The 15,880-nt window shown below is 59.7% G+C and carries 14 protein-coding genes; 7 read left to right on the top strand and 7 right to left on the bottom strand.

The genetic code is table 11. The features are described from left to right. The first annotated feature begins 9 nt into the window (after nt 1-9). A complete protein-coding gene (locus OPU96_RS01580; RefSeq protein WP_498558529.1) occupies nt 10-537 on the top strand; it encodes a hypothetical protein in 528 nt (175 codons plus the stop codon). A 60-nt stretch (nt 538-597) separates the two neighbouring features. Here OPU96_RS01580 and OPU96_RS01585 read toward each other — a convergent pair whose 3' ends face one another. Both OPU96_RS01585 and OPU96_RS01590 read right to left on the bottom strand, forming a co-directional pair. Next, on the bottom strand, nt 598-987 hold the full coding sequence (locus OPU96_RS01585) for a hypothetical protein (RefSeq protein WP_226457012.1): 390 nt from the start codon (nt 985-987) through the stop codon (nt 598-600). 293 nt (nt 988-1,280) lie between these two features. After that, on the bottom strand, nt 1,281-2,291 hold the full coding sequence (locus OPU96_RS01590) for an AraC family transcriptional regulator (RefSeq protein ID WP_226457011.1): 1,011 nt from the start codon (nt 2,289-2,291) through the stop codon (nt 1,281-1,283). A gap of 167 nt (nt 2,292-2,458) precedes the next feature. Here OPU96_RS01590 and efeU point away from each other — a divergent pair, with 167 nt between their 5' ends. The 4 genes from efeU to efeO (OPU96_RS01610) are packed head-to-tail and all read left to right on the top strand — an operon-like array spanning nt 2,459 to nt 6,667. Further along, nucleotides 2,459-3,292 (top strand): iron uptake transporter permease EfeU, encoded by an 834-nt coding sequence (gene efeU, locus OPU96_RS01595; protein WP_226457010.1) that lies wholly within the window; start codon nt 2,459-2,461, stop codon nt 3,290-3,292. Between the two features lie 10 nt (nt 3,293-3,302). Then, a complete protein-coding gene (gene efeO, locus OPU96_RS01600) occupies nt 3,303-4,505 on the top strand; it encodes an iron uptake system protein EfeO (protein ID WP_305392611.1) in 1,203 nt (400 codons plus the stop codon). Further along, a complete protein-coding gene (gene efeB / locus OPU96_RS01605) occupies nt 4,502-5,821 on the top strand; it encodes an iron uptake transporter deferrochelatase/peroxidase subunit (protein WP_498558530.1) in 1,320 nt (439 codons plus the stop codon). Before efeO (OPU96_RS01600) ends, efeB begins: the two co-directional genes overlap by 4 nt. A gap of 27 nt (nt 5,822-5,848) precedes the next feature. Then, entirely contained in the window at nt 5,849-6,667 is an 819-nt protein-coding gene (gene efeO, locus OPU96_RS01610) for an iron uptake system protein EfeO (protein ID WP_192301172.1), read from the top strand. A 60-nt stretch (nt 6,668-6,727) separates the two neighbouring features. Here efeO (OPU96_RS01610) and OPU96_RS01615 read toward each other — a convergent pair whose 3' ends face one another. Continuing rightward, nucleotides 6,728-10,237 carry a hypothetical protein gene (locus tag OPU96_RS01615; RefSeq protein WP_498558531.1) on the bottom strand — a complete coding sequence of 1,170 codons (3,510 nt, stop codon included), beginning with the start codon at nt 10,235-10,237 and terminating at the stop codon, nt 6,728-6,730. A gap of 428 nt (nt 10,238-10,665) precedes the next feature. Then, nucleotides 10,666-12,009 carry a CDP-diacylglycerol--serine O-phosphatidyltransferase gene (pssA, locus tag OPU96_RS01620; protein WP_226457007.1) on the bottom strand — a complete coding sequence of 448 codons (1,344 nt, stop codon included), beginning with the start codon at nt 12,007-12,009 and terminating at the stop codon, nt 10,666-10,668. Nucleotides 12,010-12,134: 125 nt separating this feature from the next. Between pssA and OPU96_RS01625 the strand changes: the two genes are divergently transcribed. Both OPU96_RS01625 and OPU96_RS01630 read left to right on the top strand, forming a co-directional pair. Beyond that, nucleotides 12,135-12,698 carry a TetR/AcrR family transcriptional regulator gene (locus tag OPU96_RS01625; protein WP_226457006.1) on the top strand — a complete coding sequence of 188 codons (564 nt, stop codon included), beginning with the start codon at nt 12,135-12,137 and terminating at the stop codon, nt 12,696-12,698. Nucleotides 12,699-12,752: 54 nt separating this feature from the next. Further along, on the top strand, nt 12,753-13,232 hold the full coding sequence (locus OPU96_RS01630; RefSeq protein ID WP_498558532.1) for a nuclear transport factor 2 family protein: 480 nt from the start codon (nt 12,753-12,755) through the stop codon (nt 13,230-13,232). Nucleotides 13,233-13,306: 74 nt separating this feature from the next. Here OPU96_RS01630 and OPU96_RS01635 read toward each other — a convergent pair whose 3' ends face one another. The 3 genes from OPU96_RS01635 to lpxO all read right to left on the bottom strand — a co-directional run bounded on the left by OPU96_RS01635 (nt 13,307) and on the right by lpxO (nt 15,807). Next, nucleotides 13,307-14,464, bottom strand: a complete 1,158-nt coding sequence (locus OPU96_RS01635) for a PQQ-dependent sugar dehydrogenase (RefSeq protein ID WP_192301177.1) — start codon at nt 14,462-14,464, stop codon at nt 13,307-13,309. A gap of 11 nt (nt 14,465-14,475) precedes the next feature. Further along, nucleotides 14,476-14,790: a hypothetical protein gene (locus OPU96_RS01640; protein ID WP_498558533.1), complete on the bottom strand. Its 315-nt coding sequence runs from the start codon at nt 14,788-14,790 to the stop codon at nt 14,476-14,478. A 117-nt stretch (nt 14,791-14,907) separates the two neighbouring features. Beyond that, the gene (lpxO, locus tag OPU96_RS01645; RefSeq protein WP_192301179.1) at nt 14,908-15,807 is read right to left on the bottom strand and encodes a lipid A hydroxylase LpxO; all 900 of its coding nucleotides are present in this window, start codon (nt 15,805-15,807) and stop codon (nt 14,908-14,910) included. Nucleotides 15,808-15,880 lie beyond the last annotated feature (73 nt).

Raw genomic sequence — 15,880 nt, forward strand, 5'->3', positions numbered from 1 at the left:
GACTTTGCGATGGCCGTGTTATTGACTGCGGAGCAAATGAGGCATACGAAGGCGTCTAATGCGTTTCAGATACAGCATCCGGAAAAGGTTGAAAATAAATATACGATAAAAGAAGCGTCGGTGGCGGCAGATACGTTGAAGCTGCGCGAGCAGGAAGATATTGAGAGCTTGAAAGTTTTTCTGAAGGACTATGACATGACGTCGATCACTACCAATGAACTAAAGAAAGTCGGTAGCCGGCTCTATAACAGTGGTTTGATTGATGGCGAGGCGTTTCACAATTTCATATCTGGGCTTGGTGCTTTTGATGCCAACGGCCAGCAAGCTGAAACCGACGTAAAATACAATGCAATTGCCTTGTTCGACGAAAAACTTGAAGATTATCTTTCCTTTATTGAAAGCCACCCGGACGTAAAGCGCTCGCAAGGCATCCCTGAATATATCCAGGGAATGGTTTCTGCCAATCATGCAATCAACGCGCTGGCATACTTTATCAACTCTTCCCGCAGTGACCTTTCAATAGAAGAGCGTGCTTGAAATCGGCCCAGTCTTTACAGGGTGCCACCAACATCATCGGCACCCTGCTTTACTAGTGGATTATCGGCCAAACCTTACCGTCCCCCAATAGGACTTGGAGACCGCTTCGCGGTTATCCAACATCACTCGATAAGTACCCAATGGGCCGAGCCATGAGGCATAGGCTGACAAAGGGTTACTGGCCACTGTTCTCCAGGAACCGCCTACCTGCTGTTGTATGTAAATCTGTGGTGCTCTTCCCCCTCCTGCGGCAGACACCATTGCATCGATATTTGCGTTAGAGCACCCGTTAGCACCTGTAATGGTAAACGGGCCAAGGGCTATGGCTTCGGATTCAGGCTGGATGATTCCGCTATAGTTATCCGTAATATACAAACACACCGCTTGCGCCTGAAACGACACGAACGCCAACGCCAACGCAAAAAAAGGTACGGCAAAAAAGCTTTTCATGATTTTCACCTCAAGTGTTAAACAATTAAGATTTTTGCGCTTGTCGACGACTCAACGATTTTGGTTATCTAGGCATAGGCGCTCTTTGTCCAAGCCACTCTCACCTGCGAGTGCAGACATACACCGAGCATGCATAGAACTAATCAGTATCAGTATTACGAGTCGTGGCAGTGACAATGCACGACTTATCATTCGAAGTATGCCGGTCGCTTCTGAAAATGTTGAACGACCGCTCTGTAGTACGGAGGAAGGACTGGGTAAGTTACGTCTTAATCACGCACCCAAGCACTATTTCAGCCTGAATCGCCAAGTATCAAACTCCGATAATGCCCCGGATTCGACCCACACCATTTACGAAACGCCTTATAAAACGAACTGGCATCGGCAAACCCCAGCCGTGCCGCGATCTCGGCAAAGCTGATCTGAGGTTCCGCCAACCACACAATGGCCAACTCTTTACGCACGCTGTCCTTGAGCCCCTGATAAGTCTGCCCCTCTTCCGCCAAACGTCGGCGCAGGGTTGAGGCGGAGATGCACAGGTTGGCAGCGAGGCGTTCGGTTTCCGGCCAGGTGTCGGGGGGCATCTGGCGCAGGTCGTGTTTGATGCGGGTGGCGAAGCTCTCGGGGTCGCGGTATTTGACCAGGATGTTGGCCGGGGCATGGGCCAGGAAACGTTTGAGTTCTTCTGCGCTGCGCTTGATGGGCAGGTCGAGGCAGTCCGCAGAAAAGATCATGCGGGTACGCAGCCGATCAAACCGTAGGTTGTCAGAGAACATCACTTGGTAGTCGTGACAAAAGTCCGGCTGCTCACAGCGCAGTTCGATCGCAAGGATCGGAATGCGCCTTCCCGCCAGCCAGCAAGCCACGCCGTGGACGATCATCCAATAAGTGAAGTAGGTGAATGCGCGCTTGGGCACGGGCTCCGACAACACGATTTCCGCCAGGCTCTGCTGACGCACCAGTTGCGCAGGCATCTGCTCCAGCATCAATGACAAAAACCCCAACACCGTTTCCAGGCTGGCGCCCAGGGTCGGCTGCGCCATCGCGGCGCGGCACAGGAAGGCCAGGCTGCCGGACTTGAGCTTGCGTGGGTCCATGCCGAAAAACTCATCATCCGTACGCCGTGCGAGCAAACGCCACAAACGCGCGTAAGCCGTCGCCGGTACGCGGGCGTCAGGCTGCTGCAGCAGTGTCGGGTCGATCCCGACCTTGCTCAGCGCCTCAGCCGTGGCCGCACCGGGCGCACAGCTCTGCAACAGGGCTTCGCGCACCAGGTGGATGGAGATGGTGTCTTTTTCCGACATGAGCAGTTGAACATTCCGCAGCACATAACAGGGCCTGCATCATAAGGGCGCCCGCCCTTCACCACCACCGTTCAGCCACTGTTCAGTAAACGTCAAGTTTTCCTGTTTAGTAATGAGTATCATTATGTTACAAATTAGCTTCCTATCTAATGACGCTGCGGTGCCGAATGCTCGTTCCCTTTCTCATCATGCTGCGCGAAGGCATTGAAGCCGCTTTGATCGTTGGCATCATCGCCAGTTACCTGCAACAGACCGGGCGTGGCCAATGGATGCCGGCGGTGTGGATCGGCGTGTTCCTCGCCGCCGCACTGGCGCTGCTGGTGGGCGGTGGCCTGGAGTTGGTCAGCGCAGAGTTTCCGCAAAAGCAGCAGGAGCTGTTCGAAGGCGTCGTTGGCCTGGTCGCCGTGGGCATTCTCAGCTCCATGGTGTTCTGGATGCGCAAAGTGGCGCGCTCGATCAAGCATTCCCTGCATGAATCCCTCGACCACGCCCTGGCAGGCTCCAAGCACCAAGTGATCGCGCTGATCGCCATGGTGTTTTTTGCCGTGGCCCGCGAAGGTCTCGAAACGGTGTTCTTCCTGCTGGCCGTGTTCCAGCAAAGCGAAGGCCCGGGCGCACCGATCGGCGCCCTTCTCGGCCTGGTCCTGGCGATCATCGTGGGCTTGCTGATCTACAGCGGCAGCATGCGCCTGAACCTGGGGGCGTTCTTCCGCTGGACCGGCCTGTTCATCCTGGTCGTAGCTGCCGGCATCCTCGCCAATTCGGTGCAGGCCCTGCACGAAGCCGGCGTGTGGAACCACCTGCAAACCGTGCTGTTCGATTTCAGCGCGGCACTGCCCATGGACAGCCCGCTGGGCTCGGTGCTCGCCGGGATGTTCGGCTATCAGGAAGCGCCGACCGTGAGCACCCTGGGCGCCTATCTGATTTACCTGGTGATCGCTCTGGTGATGTTCTTCCTGCCCTCGCCTGTCGCCCAACCTTCTTCCGTTTCCAGCCAGTAAGGACCACCTCTTGTCCAGCCCAACCCCTCAACCGGCTCTGCCACCCCGCGCCCTGCGCTGGGCCGTGGCGGGCTCGGTGGTCGTGATGATCGCCGCCGGTGGCCTGTTCTACTACGCGTCACAGTTGGCCGCGAGCAAGCGCCAGACCAATCACAATGAAATTGCCGTGACCATTCATGGCCACGCCTGCGAGCCGAATGCACTGACGGTACCGGCCGGGCGTGCGAGTTTTCGCATCATCAACCGCTCCGACCGCGCAGTGGAGTGGGAAATCCTCGACGGCGTGCTGGTGATCGAAGAACGGGAAAACATCGCCCCCGGCCTGAGCCAGGTGATCAACGCCAACCTGCTGCCCGGCGACTACGCCATCACCTGCGGCCTGCTGAGCAACCCGCGCGGCACCTTGCACGTCACGCCAACGGCTGAGTCCGACGCCCAGGCCAAGGCCAAGCCGTCGATGGTGGCGTTCATCGGCCCGCTGTCGGAATTCCGGGTATACCTGAGCAGCCAGGGCGGCGCCTTGATCAAGGCCGTAAGCGCCTTGCAACAGGCCATCGACGCCGGCGATCTGGCCCAAGCCCAGTCGCTCTACGTCCCGGCCCGCGAGGCTTACCAGCGACTGGCGCCAGCGTCCCAACGCCTGGCGCAGTTGGACAACGCGATCAATGCGCGTGCCGATTACTTTGAGAGCCGCGAGCAAGACCCGGCCTTCAGTGGCTTCCATCGTATTGAATACAGCCTGTTCCAGCAGCGCAGCCTGGATGGCCTGGCGCCGATTGCCCAACGTCTGTTCAACGACGTCATCACCCTCAAGCAACAGTTGCTGGCCCAGTCCCTGCCACCGGAGCAATTGGTGGGCATCGTGGTGCGCAACCTCAACAGCCTGGCGGATGTGCGTGCCCTCAGCGGGGAAGAAGAGCGCTACAGCCACATCGACCTGACTGGCTTTGCCGCCAACCTGGACGCTGCACACAAAGTGGTCGAACTGATGCGCCCACTGCTGAGCAAATCCGCCGCCGACCTGTTGCCCAAGATCGACAGCGCCCTCGCCGCCTTCGACAGCGAGCTCGCCGGGTTCAAAACCAACAACCGTTACATCTCGTATGACAGCGTGACCGCCGATCAGCGCAAGCAGATCGCCGACAAGGCCAAGGCTCTGGCCGCCGCACTCGATGGAATCGATCCCGCCCTTGGCCTTTCCGGCCTGCAGTGAAGACGACCGCACACATGAGTGATTCAGCACACACCAACCTCCAACGCCGCCGTGTCCTGCTGGGCATGGCCGCCACCGGCGTCGCCATTGCCGGCAGCAGCCTGAGCTGCCCGGCCATGGCCGGCGCCGAGCAAGTCACCACCGCGCCGCGCAGCGACAAGACCCAGGACCATCACGACTTTTTCGGCAAACACCAAACCGGCATCGTCACCCCGCGTCCGGCCTGCGGCATGCTCGTGGCGTTCGACGTACTGGCCAGCGACCGCGACGATCTGGAGCGCTTGTTCCGCACGTTGAACGAACGTATCGCCTTCCTGATGACCGGCGGCGCCGTGACGCAAGTCGACCCGAAACTGCCGCCTACCGATTCCGGCATTCTCGGCCCGGTGGTCACCCCGGATAACTTGACGATCACGGTGTCGGTCGGCGAGTCGTTGTTTGATGAGCGCTTCGGCCTCACGGCGGCCAAACCCAAGCGCTTGAGCCGTATGGTCGGTTTCCCCAACGATGCGCTGGAACCGGCGCAGTGCCACGGCGACCTGAGCCTGCAATTTTGCTCCAACACCCCTGACACCAACATCCACGCCCTGCGCGACATTGTGAAAAACCTGCCGGACCTGCTGCTGGTGCGCTGGAAACAGGAAGGCAGCGTGCCGCCCCAGGCGCCGAGCAAACCCGGGGAACCGGCGCAGAGTGCGCGTAATTTCCTCGGCTTTCGCGACGGCTCGGCCAACCCCAATTCCAACGATGACAAGGCCATGGACCAGATCGTCTGGGTCCAGCCCCATAGCAACGAACCGGCCTGGGCCGCCCACGGCAGCTATCAGGCGGTGCGCATCATCCGCAACTTCGTCGAGCGCTGGGACCGCACGCCCCTGCAAGAACAGGAGAGCATCATCGGCCGCGTCAAGACCACCGGCGCGCCCATGGACGGTAAACAGGAAAGCCAGGTGCCCGACTACAGCAAGGACCCCGAGGGCAAGTTGACCAAGCTCGATGCCCACATCCGCCTGGCCAACCCTCGTACCCCGCAGACCCAGGCCAACCTGATCCTGCGCCGGCCGTTCAACTATTCCAACGGCGTCAATAAAAACGGTCAGCTGGACATGGGGCTGTTGTTCATCTGCTACCAGGCTGACCTGGAGAAAGGCTTTATCAGCGTGCAAACCCGGCTCAACGGCGAGCCCCTGGAGGAGTACCTCAAGCCGGTCGGCGGCGGGTATTTCTTCACCTTGCCGGGCGTCACCGGGCCAGAGGATTTCCTTGGGCGCACGCTGCTTGCCGCCACGCACCCTCACACCACTGCCAACACCTGAAACCAACCCCACAGCGGAAACCGTCCCATGAAGAAGTCGACTCTCGCGTTGTCGTTGCTAATGACCCTTTCGCCCCTGGCCGCCTTCGCCGCCACGGCGCCGCTGGACCTGGTAGGCCCGGTGTCGGACTACAAGATCTACGTCACCGAAGAAATCGGTGAGCTGGTGACCCAGACCCAGGCCTTCACCGACGCGATCAACAAAGGCGACCTGGCCACCGCCAAAAAGCTCTACGCACCGACCCGTGTGCACTATGAGTCCATCGAGCCGATTGCCGAGCTGTTCAGCGACCTCGATGCGTCCATCGACTCGCGGGTGGATGACCATGAGAAAGGTGTAACCGCTGAAGACTTCACTGGTTTCCACCGCATCGAATACGCGTTGTTCTCGCAAAATTCGACCAAGGGCCTGGAGGCGTTGACTGCCAAGCTCAACGCCGACGTCAACGACCTCAAGACCCGCGTCGACGGCCTGACCTTTCCACCGGAGAAAGTCGTTGGCGGCGCCGCCGCGTTGCTGGAAGAAGTCGCCGCGACCAAGATTTCCGGTGAAGAAGATCGCTACAGCCATACCGACCTGTACGACTTCCAGGGCAACATCGATGGTGCGAAGAAAATCGTCGATCTGTTCCGTGGCCAGATCGAGAAACAAGACAAGGCCTTCCTGGCCAAGGTCGACAAGAACTTCGCCACGGTCGACAAGATCCTCGCCAAATACACAACCAAGGACGGCGGTTTCGAGACCTACGACAAAGTGAAGGAAAACGACCGCAAAGCCCTGGTGGGTCCGGTCAACACCCTGGCGGAAGACCTGTCCACATTGCGTGGCAAGCTGGGCCTTAACTGACAAGACGTCCGCAGGCTGTGCATTCAAGCGGTGGAATGCACAACCCGCGAGCGCTGGTGCTTAACTTGTGCCGGCGTCGGGCTTGAAGTCAGTCAGCGGGGCTCCGGTTGGCTTATGGGTGAGCGGGTCAATCGCATACCACGCGACGCCCTGCTGCACCGCGTATAACCTGCACTGCTGGCTCACACCCAGGCGGCTTCCAGGGTAAGTGGCGCTGGCCGCGGGGGTGACACGCAACGTGTCGTACACCCCAAGTCCCCACCGGCATCGCTCAAAGGCAGTGGCCCCCATATAAAAGCCTTCACCAGCAGTCACAAACTCACCGGCCAACGCACGCTGGGCGGTCTTCATGACGTCAATCGAGCTGTCGAGCGGGTTGAACACGCTACGCACCAATGTCGGCGCCCCCTTGAGCCCGCGCATGGCAAACCCATGACCGCCGTACGGTACAACGACTTTCAAGCCCTTGAAGAATGCTTTGGCCCCAGCCACCCCGCCTGTCACGGCGAACGAGCCGAAGTCGAGCAGCAAGCCCTTGATGCCAGCCCCGACCTTCCCTTCGGCGATATCGGCAATCGCTCCGACAAACGGGATCATGCTCAACACCGTCCTCACGTTCAGGTTGGAAAAAACCGCGCTCGAACTGAAGGGGTAGTTACGTATTTTGTGATACGTGGTGGGCTGGTTGGCATAGTCGATCAGTTGCGTGCGCTTCTGATCAAAGGTGACATCGAGTATCGCGTTGGCGATCGCAGTGGTTTTGTCCGATGCCCAACTGTTCGGTACATAATCGGCACCCGGCGCGGGCCAGTTTTCCAGGCCCAGGCCCGGCAATGCAGCACCTGCTTTTTCGATAATGACGTTCGACTTTACGTTGGGACGCGGGTCCCCCCCGCTTTTATAGGCCTGAAAATCAAACGACTCCGGCAGGCCGTCACGAAAGGACTCGCGCCTGCGCGCTACCGTTCTCTCTTTCACTTGCCCGCCATAGACCTTGAGGCTGTCGCGCAGATCGTCGCGCCTGATGATCTTCATTGACCCCGGGAAAAACTCTAAATACCCACCCGTAGGGCTCGTCGCTTTCGTGTCGTAGCGAATCAACACCCCCTGCCTGCCGATTTTTTCGGCCACGCCCTCAGGTTCGTATTGATCGTCCAGCAGGGTTTTGCCCGTGGCTTCACGCAGACTGAATACCTGGATGTCGGCAACCTCCAGGATTCGCCGCACATCCAACGGCGCGTTGGCGATCATCTGCCTGATTACCGTTGCGTGAGCGCTACGGGCATCGGCCAAATGCTTGTCCACAGCGGGTTCGACCAATGAGGCAATGTTCGGCAACTGCTTGATGCGCTCGGAATAGGTTTCCCAGGAAATCTTCGGATGAACAAACGCGTAATCCTTGAGGTTGTTCAACACTTTTATCAGGGGGGGCACAAGAACGTGTAAAAGCTCCGGCGGAGCTTGTTCATAAAGGATCACGTCGGTTAAAAGCGGCCCAGACACACCCGTATGGCCCCGCGCTGCAGTGTCCATGGGCTGCAATCTGAAATCGCGGATCTCCTCCTCTGTCATCTCGGGAAACAGTAGCGCCAGTTGTTTGATCAGCAGGTTTGTCTGATTGGGCGTATCCCTCGTCAAGGTTTCGAATGCCTTGCCAATGCCCACCTCTCGGTCGACAAACGCTTGCGTGGCCGCTCGGTAGTCCTCTGACGAGTAATGTCCATCGGTACGCTTGGGAATCACGCCAGTCATCACGGCCCAATCCAGCACCGGTTGCGCGCCAAGGCTTTTGATCAATTGCTCCTGTTCATCTACCACCGGATTGAGCCGAGCAAGGGCATGGGCCTGGGTAATGTTCAATGCCCGCGAACTGCCTGGGCCGCCCAGTTTTTCCGACAGGGCACAGGCAAGTCGCAGGTTGAGCCAGGACGTTGAACCGATGCTCACTTGCCCGGGCGACAGCTTCAGTGCTGCAGGCGCTTGCGCCGGCACTTGAGGGTCGGGCTTGAGCAGGAACTCGGGGGCAGCCTGCGCCAAAAACAGGTGGGCAATCAGCGGCGCAGTGATCGCGTCCGCACCTTTGCCGATCAAGTGCCGTTCAATGTCTCGGCGCTCCTCCTCCAGCGTACGACCGAGATTACTGGCGCGATAGATCTGGTGGCCCGCCACTACGCCCGGCTTACCGGGTACATCTGCCGTGATGCCGGTCTTGATCGCGGTTGCCAGGAGCTGATGCCGGGTTGCCCGTGAAAGCGCCCGCCCCTCGGCCACCTCGGCCATGTTCAGCAGCCGAGCCAGGGCCTGGGCTTTTGTTTTGGCCTGTGACGAGTCGAAGAAATGTTGAAGCTTCAGGTGGTCGTCGTCGGGCATGCCTGACGGGAACGCGTGGTTGCGCAGTAGGCTATGCACCGAACCGGGCCCGGCGGCCTGGGCCCTTAATGTGGCCAGATCCGTTGGCGATAACGCTCCAGGGCCCCAGGTATAGGGCGTCAAGCCGGCGTAATCAGCGCCTATGGGCGAAGGCGGCAACGTGCTGCCGAGCCAGTCGATGACGGACTTCACTTGCCCGACTGTCGTGGGCGTCCCGAGCTTAGAAAACGCCAGGTACTGACGCGCATCGTAGGTGGGCAGGGAGCACAACGCGTTGCCGGTCGCCTGGCTCTTTTCAACCAGTTGATCAAACTCAGTGCGCAGCGTGCCAGTGGCCGCTTTTTCCAGGGCGTTGCCGTTCGCCTGGACCTTGCCGATCTCATCGTCCAGATAGGCCTGTAATGACTGCCATTGCAGGTTGTCGCCACGCAGTTGCAGTTGCCCGTTCGAGATCCGGTAAACGTTATCGTCGCCGCCTAGCCCGATTTTCTGGATAAACGCCTGGAATGTCGGGGTCGCCAGCCATTGCAAAAACTGCTCGCGCGGCGCCTGGCTGATTTTTGCCAGCGTCGATTCGGGGTCGATCAGCACAGGCTCATCACTCAGGTTGAGCTGATCGCCCTCGGCTTTAGCGTTGATCAGCGCCTGCAGTTGGGACGCCAGCGCTGGGCGCGTATCGCGGTCGCTGTTTTTCTGCAAAAGCTGCGAGAATTGTTCGCGCCAGTGAGCCCGCTTGTCGTCAGTAATGGGTGGCCAGCCGTTATCTTCCAGGGCCTTGCCCAACTGTGCCGCGTCCGCCGGTCGAGAGGGCGCATTCACCCCATAGAAGCCAAGTATCACGCGGACATCGCGAAAATCACCGGTTTTTGCATCCGGCATCAGCACCCCGGCATAGTCAGGGCACAATCTGTTGACGGCCTCGGTGACCTTCGCGCCAACCTCCCACCAGCCAGAGCCGTCAGTCGTGGTGAACCGTTGCCTGACTTTTTTGCCGTTGATATTCACCTCACCGTCGACCCCATCGTTGAAGATGCGCACGGTGGACACATCCAGGCCCTTGGACGCGAACCAGGCCTGCACCTTTGGCTCACGCAGGGCTTCGCCAAAAGCGTCGGTGAAGGGCTTGATCGAAGCATCGGGAGGAATGGGGTTGGCGTTGAGTTTGCCGGTGACCAGCCAACGCGCCAACGTGTCTTGCAAGCTGCTGTCGGCAGCCCTTGCACGCTCATCCGTTGGAAAAGCCCTGCTCGGCCTTGTAGTCACCTCACGCTTTCTGCGCCCAGAGGCCTGCTCAAGGATGACGAGCTTCAGCTGCTGGCTGCTTGTGCGCGGAGCACGACCCGGCAGCGGCGTTTCGGTTTGCCCTGATCGCCCTTGTAGGGCTGGGGGCTCAAGGGAGGTCGCAAAGGCGTTGTTCGGAACCGAAACAACTGCGCGCACAGACGAATAATCGAGCGGGAATGTCGGCATCGGGATTTCTCTTCACGGTTGAGGTCGCGAAAGTTCTCGTCCCTTAGAACCGTCCAAAGAAATCCTACAAAGCCACCTCAAGACCGCATGTAAGTGTTTTCGCAATGCACGTGCTGCCAGGGCCCGTTCGGCCCTGGGAGTGGTTTCGGGTTGTGTCGCTACAGAATCCGGTACAGCAACCGTTCGATCCGCACCCGACTGACCCGCCGCAGAAACTTGCCCACCGCCGCCGGGTAGTCCACCAGGGTCTGCAACTGCGCGTAACCGTCGATGCGCGTGGTGTGCTGGAAAATCTGCGCCAGCTCGGTACGCCGTGGCTCCAGCCACTGGCCTTGCGGGTCATCGATCAGCAAGGCGTTTTCCAGGTCCAGCCGAAACGCCCGCGGGTTGAGGTTGTTGCCGGTCAGCAACGTATAGCGCTGGTCGACCCACATGCCCTTGAGGTGGTAGGTGTTGTCGCCATCACGCCACAGGTGCAGGTTCAACTGGCCGCTGTCGATCATCGGCTGGTGACGCTTGGCGAAGCGACGCAGGCTGATTTCGTACAGGTACGGCAATGCCGCGATCACCTTGAACGGTTCGCTGGGCGGGATGTAGAAGTCGTTGGCGGTCTTGTCGCCGACAACGATGTCGATCTTCACGCCACGCGCCAGGGCACGGTTGATCTCGCGGGTCACCGGCAACGGCAGGTTGAAATACGGCGTGCAGATCGTCAGCTGGTGCTGGGCGCTGGCGATGAGCTCCAGGATCACCCGGCTCAACGGGTTGTTCTTGCCCACCCCCAGCAAGGGGCTGACCGACAGATGACCGTTGGGCAACTGCCCGCAGGTGGTGTCGTAGGCCGCGTGTTTGAGGCGGCTGCGCAAATCGCCGATGTCGTTGCGCAGGCTGCGGGTGGTCGGCGGGTTCGGCAGGTCGAGGCGATGCACCGCTTTGGACGCCACCAGGCCGTGCTCGATCAGGTGTTGCATGGAATCGGCCAGCGGCTGGCTGTGAATCAGGTGATAGCGGTCGAAGCGATACTTGTCGAACTTGTGCAGGTAAACGTTGTTCAAGCTGGCGCCGCTGTACAGCACCGTGTCGTCGATCACAAAGCCCTTGAGGTGCAGCACGCCGAACAGTTCGCGGGTCTGCACCGGCACGCCATACACCGGCACTTCACTGGCATGGGATTGGGTCATCGCCTGGTACCAGGCGCTGTTGCCGGGCTGTTTGCCGGCACCGATCAACCCACGCTGGGCGCGCAGCCAGTCGACTACCACTACGATGTCCAACTCGGGCCTTGCGGCCTTGGCGGCATGCAGGGCGTCGTAGATTTCCTGCCCGGCTTCGTCCTGCTGCAGATACAGCGCGACGATGTAGATGCGGCGCGTCGCCTGGGGAATTTTCTCCAACAGGCAGCGGCGATAGGCATCGGCGCCGGACAGCACCTCGATGGCATCGGTGGACAGTGGGAAACCGCGCAGTTTAGGCAACAGGGAACGTTTGAAGAACGACGGCATAAGGCTCGCAATGGGTCGAATCCGAAGAGGCCCCGAGCTTACACCATGGGGGTGCTCAGGTCTTGCTGCGGCGCATGGAAAAAATTTAATTGACCATGAAGAACGATCGTTCTACTGTCTGCAACATGAACGATATGACCTATAGTGAAACCCGCGACATTATTCTCGACGTCACTGAAAAGTTGATCTACCGCCATGGCATCGCTGCCACCGGCATGGACTTACTGGTGAAAACCGCCGGCGTATCGAGAAAAAGTATTTACCGCTATTTCGCCAACAAGGACGAATTGGTGATTGCCGCCCTGCAACGGCGCGACGCGCGTTGGATGCAGTGGCTGCGCACTGAAGTGGCGCGCAGCGAGGGCAGTGGCGAACGCCTGCTGGCGCTGTTCACGGCGCTGAAGGCGTGGTTCGGCTCAGCCGACTTCCGTGGCTGCGCCTTCATCAACACCAGTGGCGAAACCGGCGACCCACAAGACCCGGTACGCCTGCTGGCCAAGGCGCATAAACAGAAACTGTTCGAGTACGCACTTGAACTGTGTCAAGCACATGGCACCGCCGACCCACCGCAGCAGGCCGCGCAACTGCTGATCCTGATCGATGGCGCCATTACCGTTGCCCTGGTGATGGGTGATTCAACAGCTGCCGATAAAGCGCAATGCATGGCGCGAACGTTATTGGGACTGTGAACGCACTTGCCTGGCAACTTTCGATAGAACCTTATTGTTTACAGGAGCTGCCCGATGTCATCTAACACCGAAACACGCCCGCCGTTGCCGCCGTTCACCCTCGATTCGGCGGTCGAGAAAGTTCGCCTGGCCGAAGACGGCTGGAACTCCCGCGACCCGCAACGGGTGTCCCTGGCCTACACGCTGGACACACGCTGGCGCAACCGCGCCGAATTTGCTCACGGCCGTGAAGAAGCCAAGGGTTTCCTCAGCCGCAAATGGGCCAAGGAGTTGGACTACCGCCTGATCAAGGAGCTGTGGGCATTTACCGATAACCGCATCGCCGTGCGTTATGCCTATGAGTGGCATGACGACTCCGGCAACTGGTTCCGCTCCTACGGCAATGAGAACTGGGAGTTCGACGAAAACGGTCTGATGGCCAATCGGTTTGCCTGTATCAACGACCTGCCGATCAAGGAGAGCGAGCGCAAGTTCCACTGGCCGTTGGGTCGGCGGCCGGATGATCATCCAGGGCTGTCGGACCTCGGCTTGTAAGCCTGCGCAGGATCAAACGGCGGGAGGGGACGTGCCCCCCTCCCGCCGTTTTTGACCACGTGGTGTCAGTACCATCAGTCCTGATTCAATCCGACCCGATACAACACGCCGTCATCTTCATCCGTCAGCACATACAAATAGCCATCCGGCCCTTGCCGCACATCGCGAATCCGCGCTTTCAAGCCGCCCAGCAGGCGCTCTTCATGCACCACCTTGTCCCCTTCGAACTGCAAGCGGATCAATTCCTGGCTGGCCAATGCACCAATGAATGCGTTGTGCTGCCAAGGCTTGAAGCGGTCAGCGTCATAAAACGCCATGCCACTGATGCCCGGTGACTTTTCCCACACATGGTGAGGCGCCACCGTGCCTTCCGCCGTCTTGCCCTTGGCTTCCGGAATCGGCGTCAGGGAATAATTGATGCCGTGGGTTGCCAGCGGCCAGCCATAGTTCTTGCCACGTTCGATGATGTTGATTTCATCCCCGCCACGCGGCCCGTGTTCGTTTTCCCAGATCGTCCCACTCCATGGGTTGAGTGCCAGGCCTTGCGGGTTGCGCTGGCCGTAGGACCAGATCTCAGGCCTCACGCCGGCCTGCCCCACGAACGGGTTGTCATCCGGCACGCGGCCGTCCGGGTAAATACGCACCACCTTGCCTTGCAGCTTGTCGAGGTCCTGGGCGGTCGGCCGGTCGTTGTTTTCGCCCAGCGTCACAAACAGATAGCCGTCGCGGTCGAATGCCAGGCGCGAGCCGAAGTGGTTGCCGGTGGACAGCTTGGGCTCCTGGCGCAGGATCACCTTGAAATCCTTCAGCCCGCTCAAGTCGTCGGCCAATCGTCCGCGCCCGACCGCCGTACCGGCGGTGCCGCCCTGCCCGCCACCTTCGGCGTAGGACAGATACACCATGCGGTCCTGCTTGAAGTCCGGCGACAACACCACATCGAGCAGACCGCCCTGCCCTTTGGCCCAGACCTGCGGCACACCGCTCAGCGGTGCAGAGAGCTTGCCGTCCGGGCTGACCAGTCGCAGATGGCCGGGGCGTTCAGTCACCAGGAAGCCTTGCTTATCCGGCAGAAACGCTACCGCCCAAGGGTGGTCCAGGCCCTTGGCGATCGGCGTGGCGGTGATGCTGCCTTGCTCACTGGGGAACTGCTGGCCATCGGCGGCGTAAGCAGTGGCCAGAGGCAGCAGCGTGCTGGTGCAGAGGACGGCGAGCAGCGTTTTACGTAAAAACATATGGCGAGTCCTTACCGGCGATTGCCGTTGGCATCGTAAGTGGGGGCTTTGGTTTCGGTGGCCGGACGGCTGGGGGCGGTATTACGCGCGGGGTAACGATTACCGATGCCGCCGTTTTCAAGGGTCGGTGCAGGTGGGCTCGGGCCAGTCCGGGGGCCGCGAATGGCCGGCGCATTGGGCTGGGTGCCCTGCATGCTGTTGGGGTTGGCCCGGTGGATCGGGCCGTTGTTAGCGTCGTTGTTGCCGGGCAGGTTTTGGGCCTGGGCCAGTGAGGTCAGGGCCAGGCCAACCGCCAGCGCGGCCAGATGACGTACACAACTGTTCATGACAAAGCCTCTCAAGGGCGAGTAGTACGTGCTTTCGATAGCACGCTACGCCCAGGGTTCGGCTTTGGTAACTAAATTGTTTCTCATCAGGTGTAACACGATCTGTCTGCGCCAGGCTCAGATCAGCACGAAGATCATCGCCAATGCCGCAAAAATCGCCCACTTTTCCAGGTAATAACGCGTGCGGTTGCGCTTCTTCAGTTGTTTGCCACGCAGACGAATCTTGTACAGCCGCGTAAACGCTCGGTTCAGCCCGCCAGTCTTGTCGCCAGCGTCATTCGGCGAACCTGCGGCCGCCATCACGTTGCGGCTGAACCAGCGGTTGAACGCGCTCGCCCAGCGGTATTTCATTGGCCGTTCGATGTCGCAGAACAGAATGAGTCGGTTCTGCTGGGTGGTGTTTTCGGCGTAGTGGATATATGTCTCGTCAAACATCACCGCTTCGCCGTCACGCCAAAAATACTGTTCGCCATCCACATTGATGTAGCAACCGGGATCGTTCGGCGTATCCAGGCCCAAGTGGTAGCGGTAGGACCCGGCGTAGGGGTCGCGGTGCCGCACCAGCCTCGAGCCCGGCGGCAACTCGGCGAACATCGCCGCCTTGATCGAGCCGATGCCTTTCACCAACTCCGTGGTGCGCGGGCACAGCTTCATGGCCGAGGGATGACTGTCGCCGTACCACTTGAGGTAGAAACGCTTCCAGCCCGACTTGAAGAACGAATTGAAACCCACGTCGTTGTATTGGTCCGAGCGCTTGATCGCCCCGGCGCGCATCAGGTTCTGGCCTTCTTCACGAATTTCCTGCCAGTGCTCCTGCAAGGGGCTCAGGTCCGGAAAGTCGCTGGGCGACAGGTACGGCCGGCTCGGCAGCTTGGAAAACAGGTAGAGAAAGCAGTTGATCGGTGCCAGGAACGTAGAGTGATCGCTCAGTTGGCGACCCAGTTTGTGGCGCACCCGGCCACGCAGGTGTACATACGCGATGCAAGCAACGTAGAGGCCAACAATGATGAGTTTCACGGGAATCCGTCACACGTCAGAAGAAAACAGGCTGCTCCTGCGTGCCCACGACGGCCGAGGTTTAATAAGCAGC

The sequence above is a fragment of the Pseudomonas sp. RP-B7 genome, assembly GCF_059803535.1.

Bases quoted from the DNA above. Each gene is read 5' to 3' on its own strand.
- OPU96_RS01580 (WP_498558529.1), top strand. From the start codon at position 10: ATGGCCGTGTTATTGACTGCGGAGCAAATGAGGCATACGAAGGCGTCT.
- OPU96_RS01585 (WP_226457012.1), bottom strand. From the start codon at position 987: ATGAAAAGCTTTTTTGCCGTACCTTTTTTTGCGTTGGCGTTGGCGTTC.
- OPU96_RS01590 (WP_226457011.1), bottom strand. From the start codon at position 2,291: ATGTCGGAAAAAGACACCATCTCCATCCACCTGGTGCGCGAAGCCCTG.
- efeU (WP_226457010.1), top strand. From the start codon at position 2,459: ATGCTCGTTCCCTTTCTCATCATGCTGCGCGAAGGCATTGAAGCCGCT.
- efeO (WP_192301172.1), top strand. From the start codon at position 5,849: ATGAAGAAGTCGACTCTCGCGTTGTCGTTGCTAATGACCCTTTCGCCC.
- pssA (WP_226457007.1), bottom strand. From the start codon at position 12,009: ATGCCGTCGTTCTTCAAACGTTCCCTGTTGCCTAAACTGCGCGGTTTC.
- OPU96_RS01625 (WP_226457006.1), top strand. From the start codon at position 12,135: ATGAACGATATGACCTATAGTGAAACCCGCGACATTATTCTCGACGTC.
- OPU96_RS01630 (WP_498558532.1), top strand. From the start codon at position 12,753: ATGTCATCTAACACCGAAACACGCCCGCCGTTGCCGCCGTTCACCCTC.
- OPU96_RS01635 (WP_192301177.1), bottom strand. From the start codon at position 14,464: ATGTTTTTACGTAAAACGCTGCTCGCCGTCCTCTGCACCAGCACGCTG.
- OPU96_RS01640 (WP_498558533.1), bottom strand. From the start codon at position 14,790: ATGAACAGTTGTGTACGTCATCTGGCCGCGCTGGCGGTTGGCCTGGCC.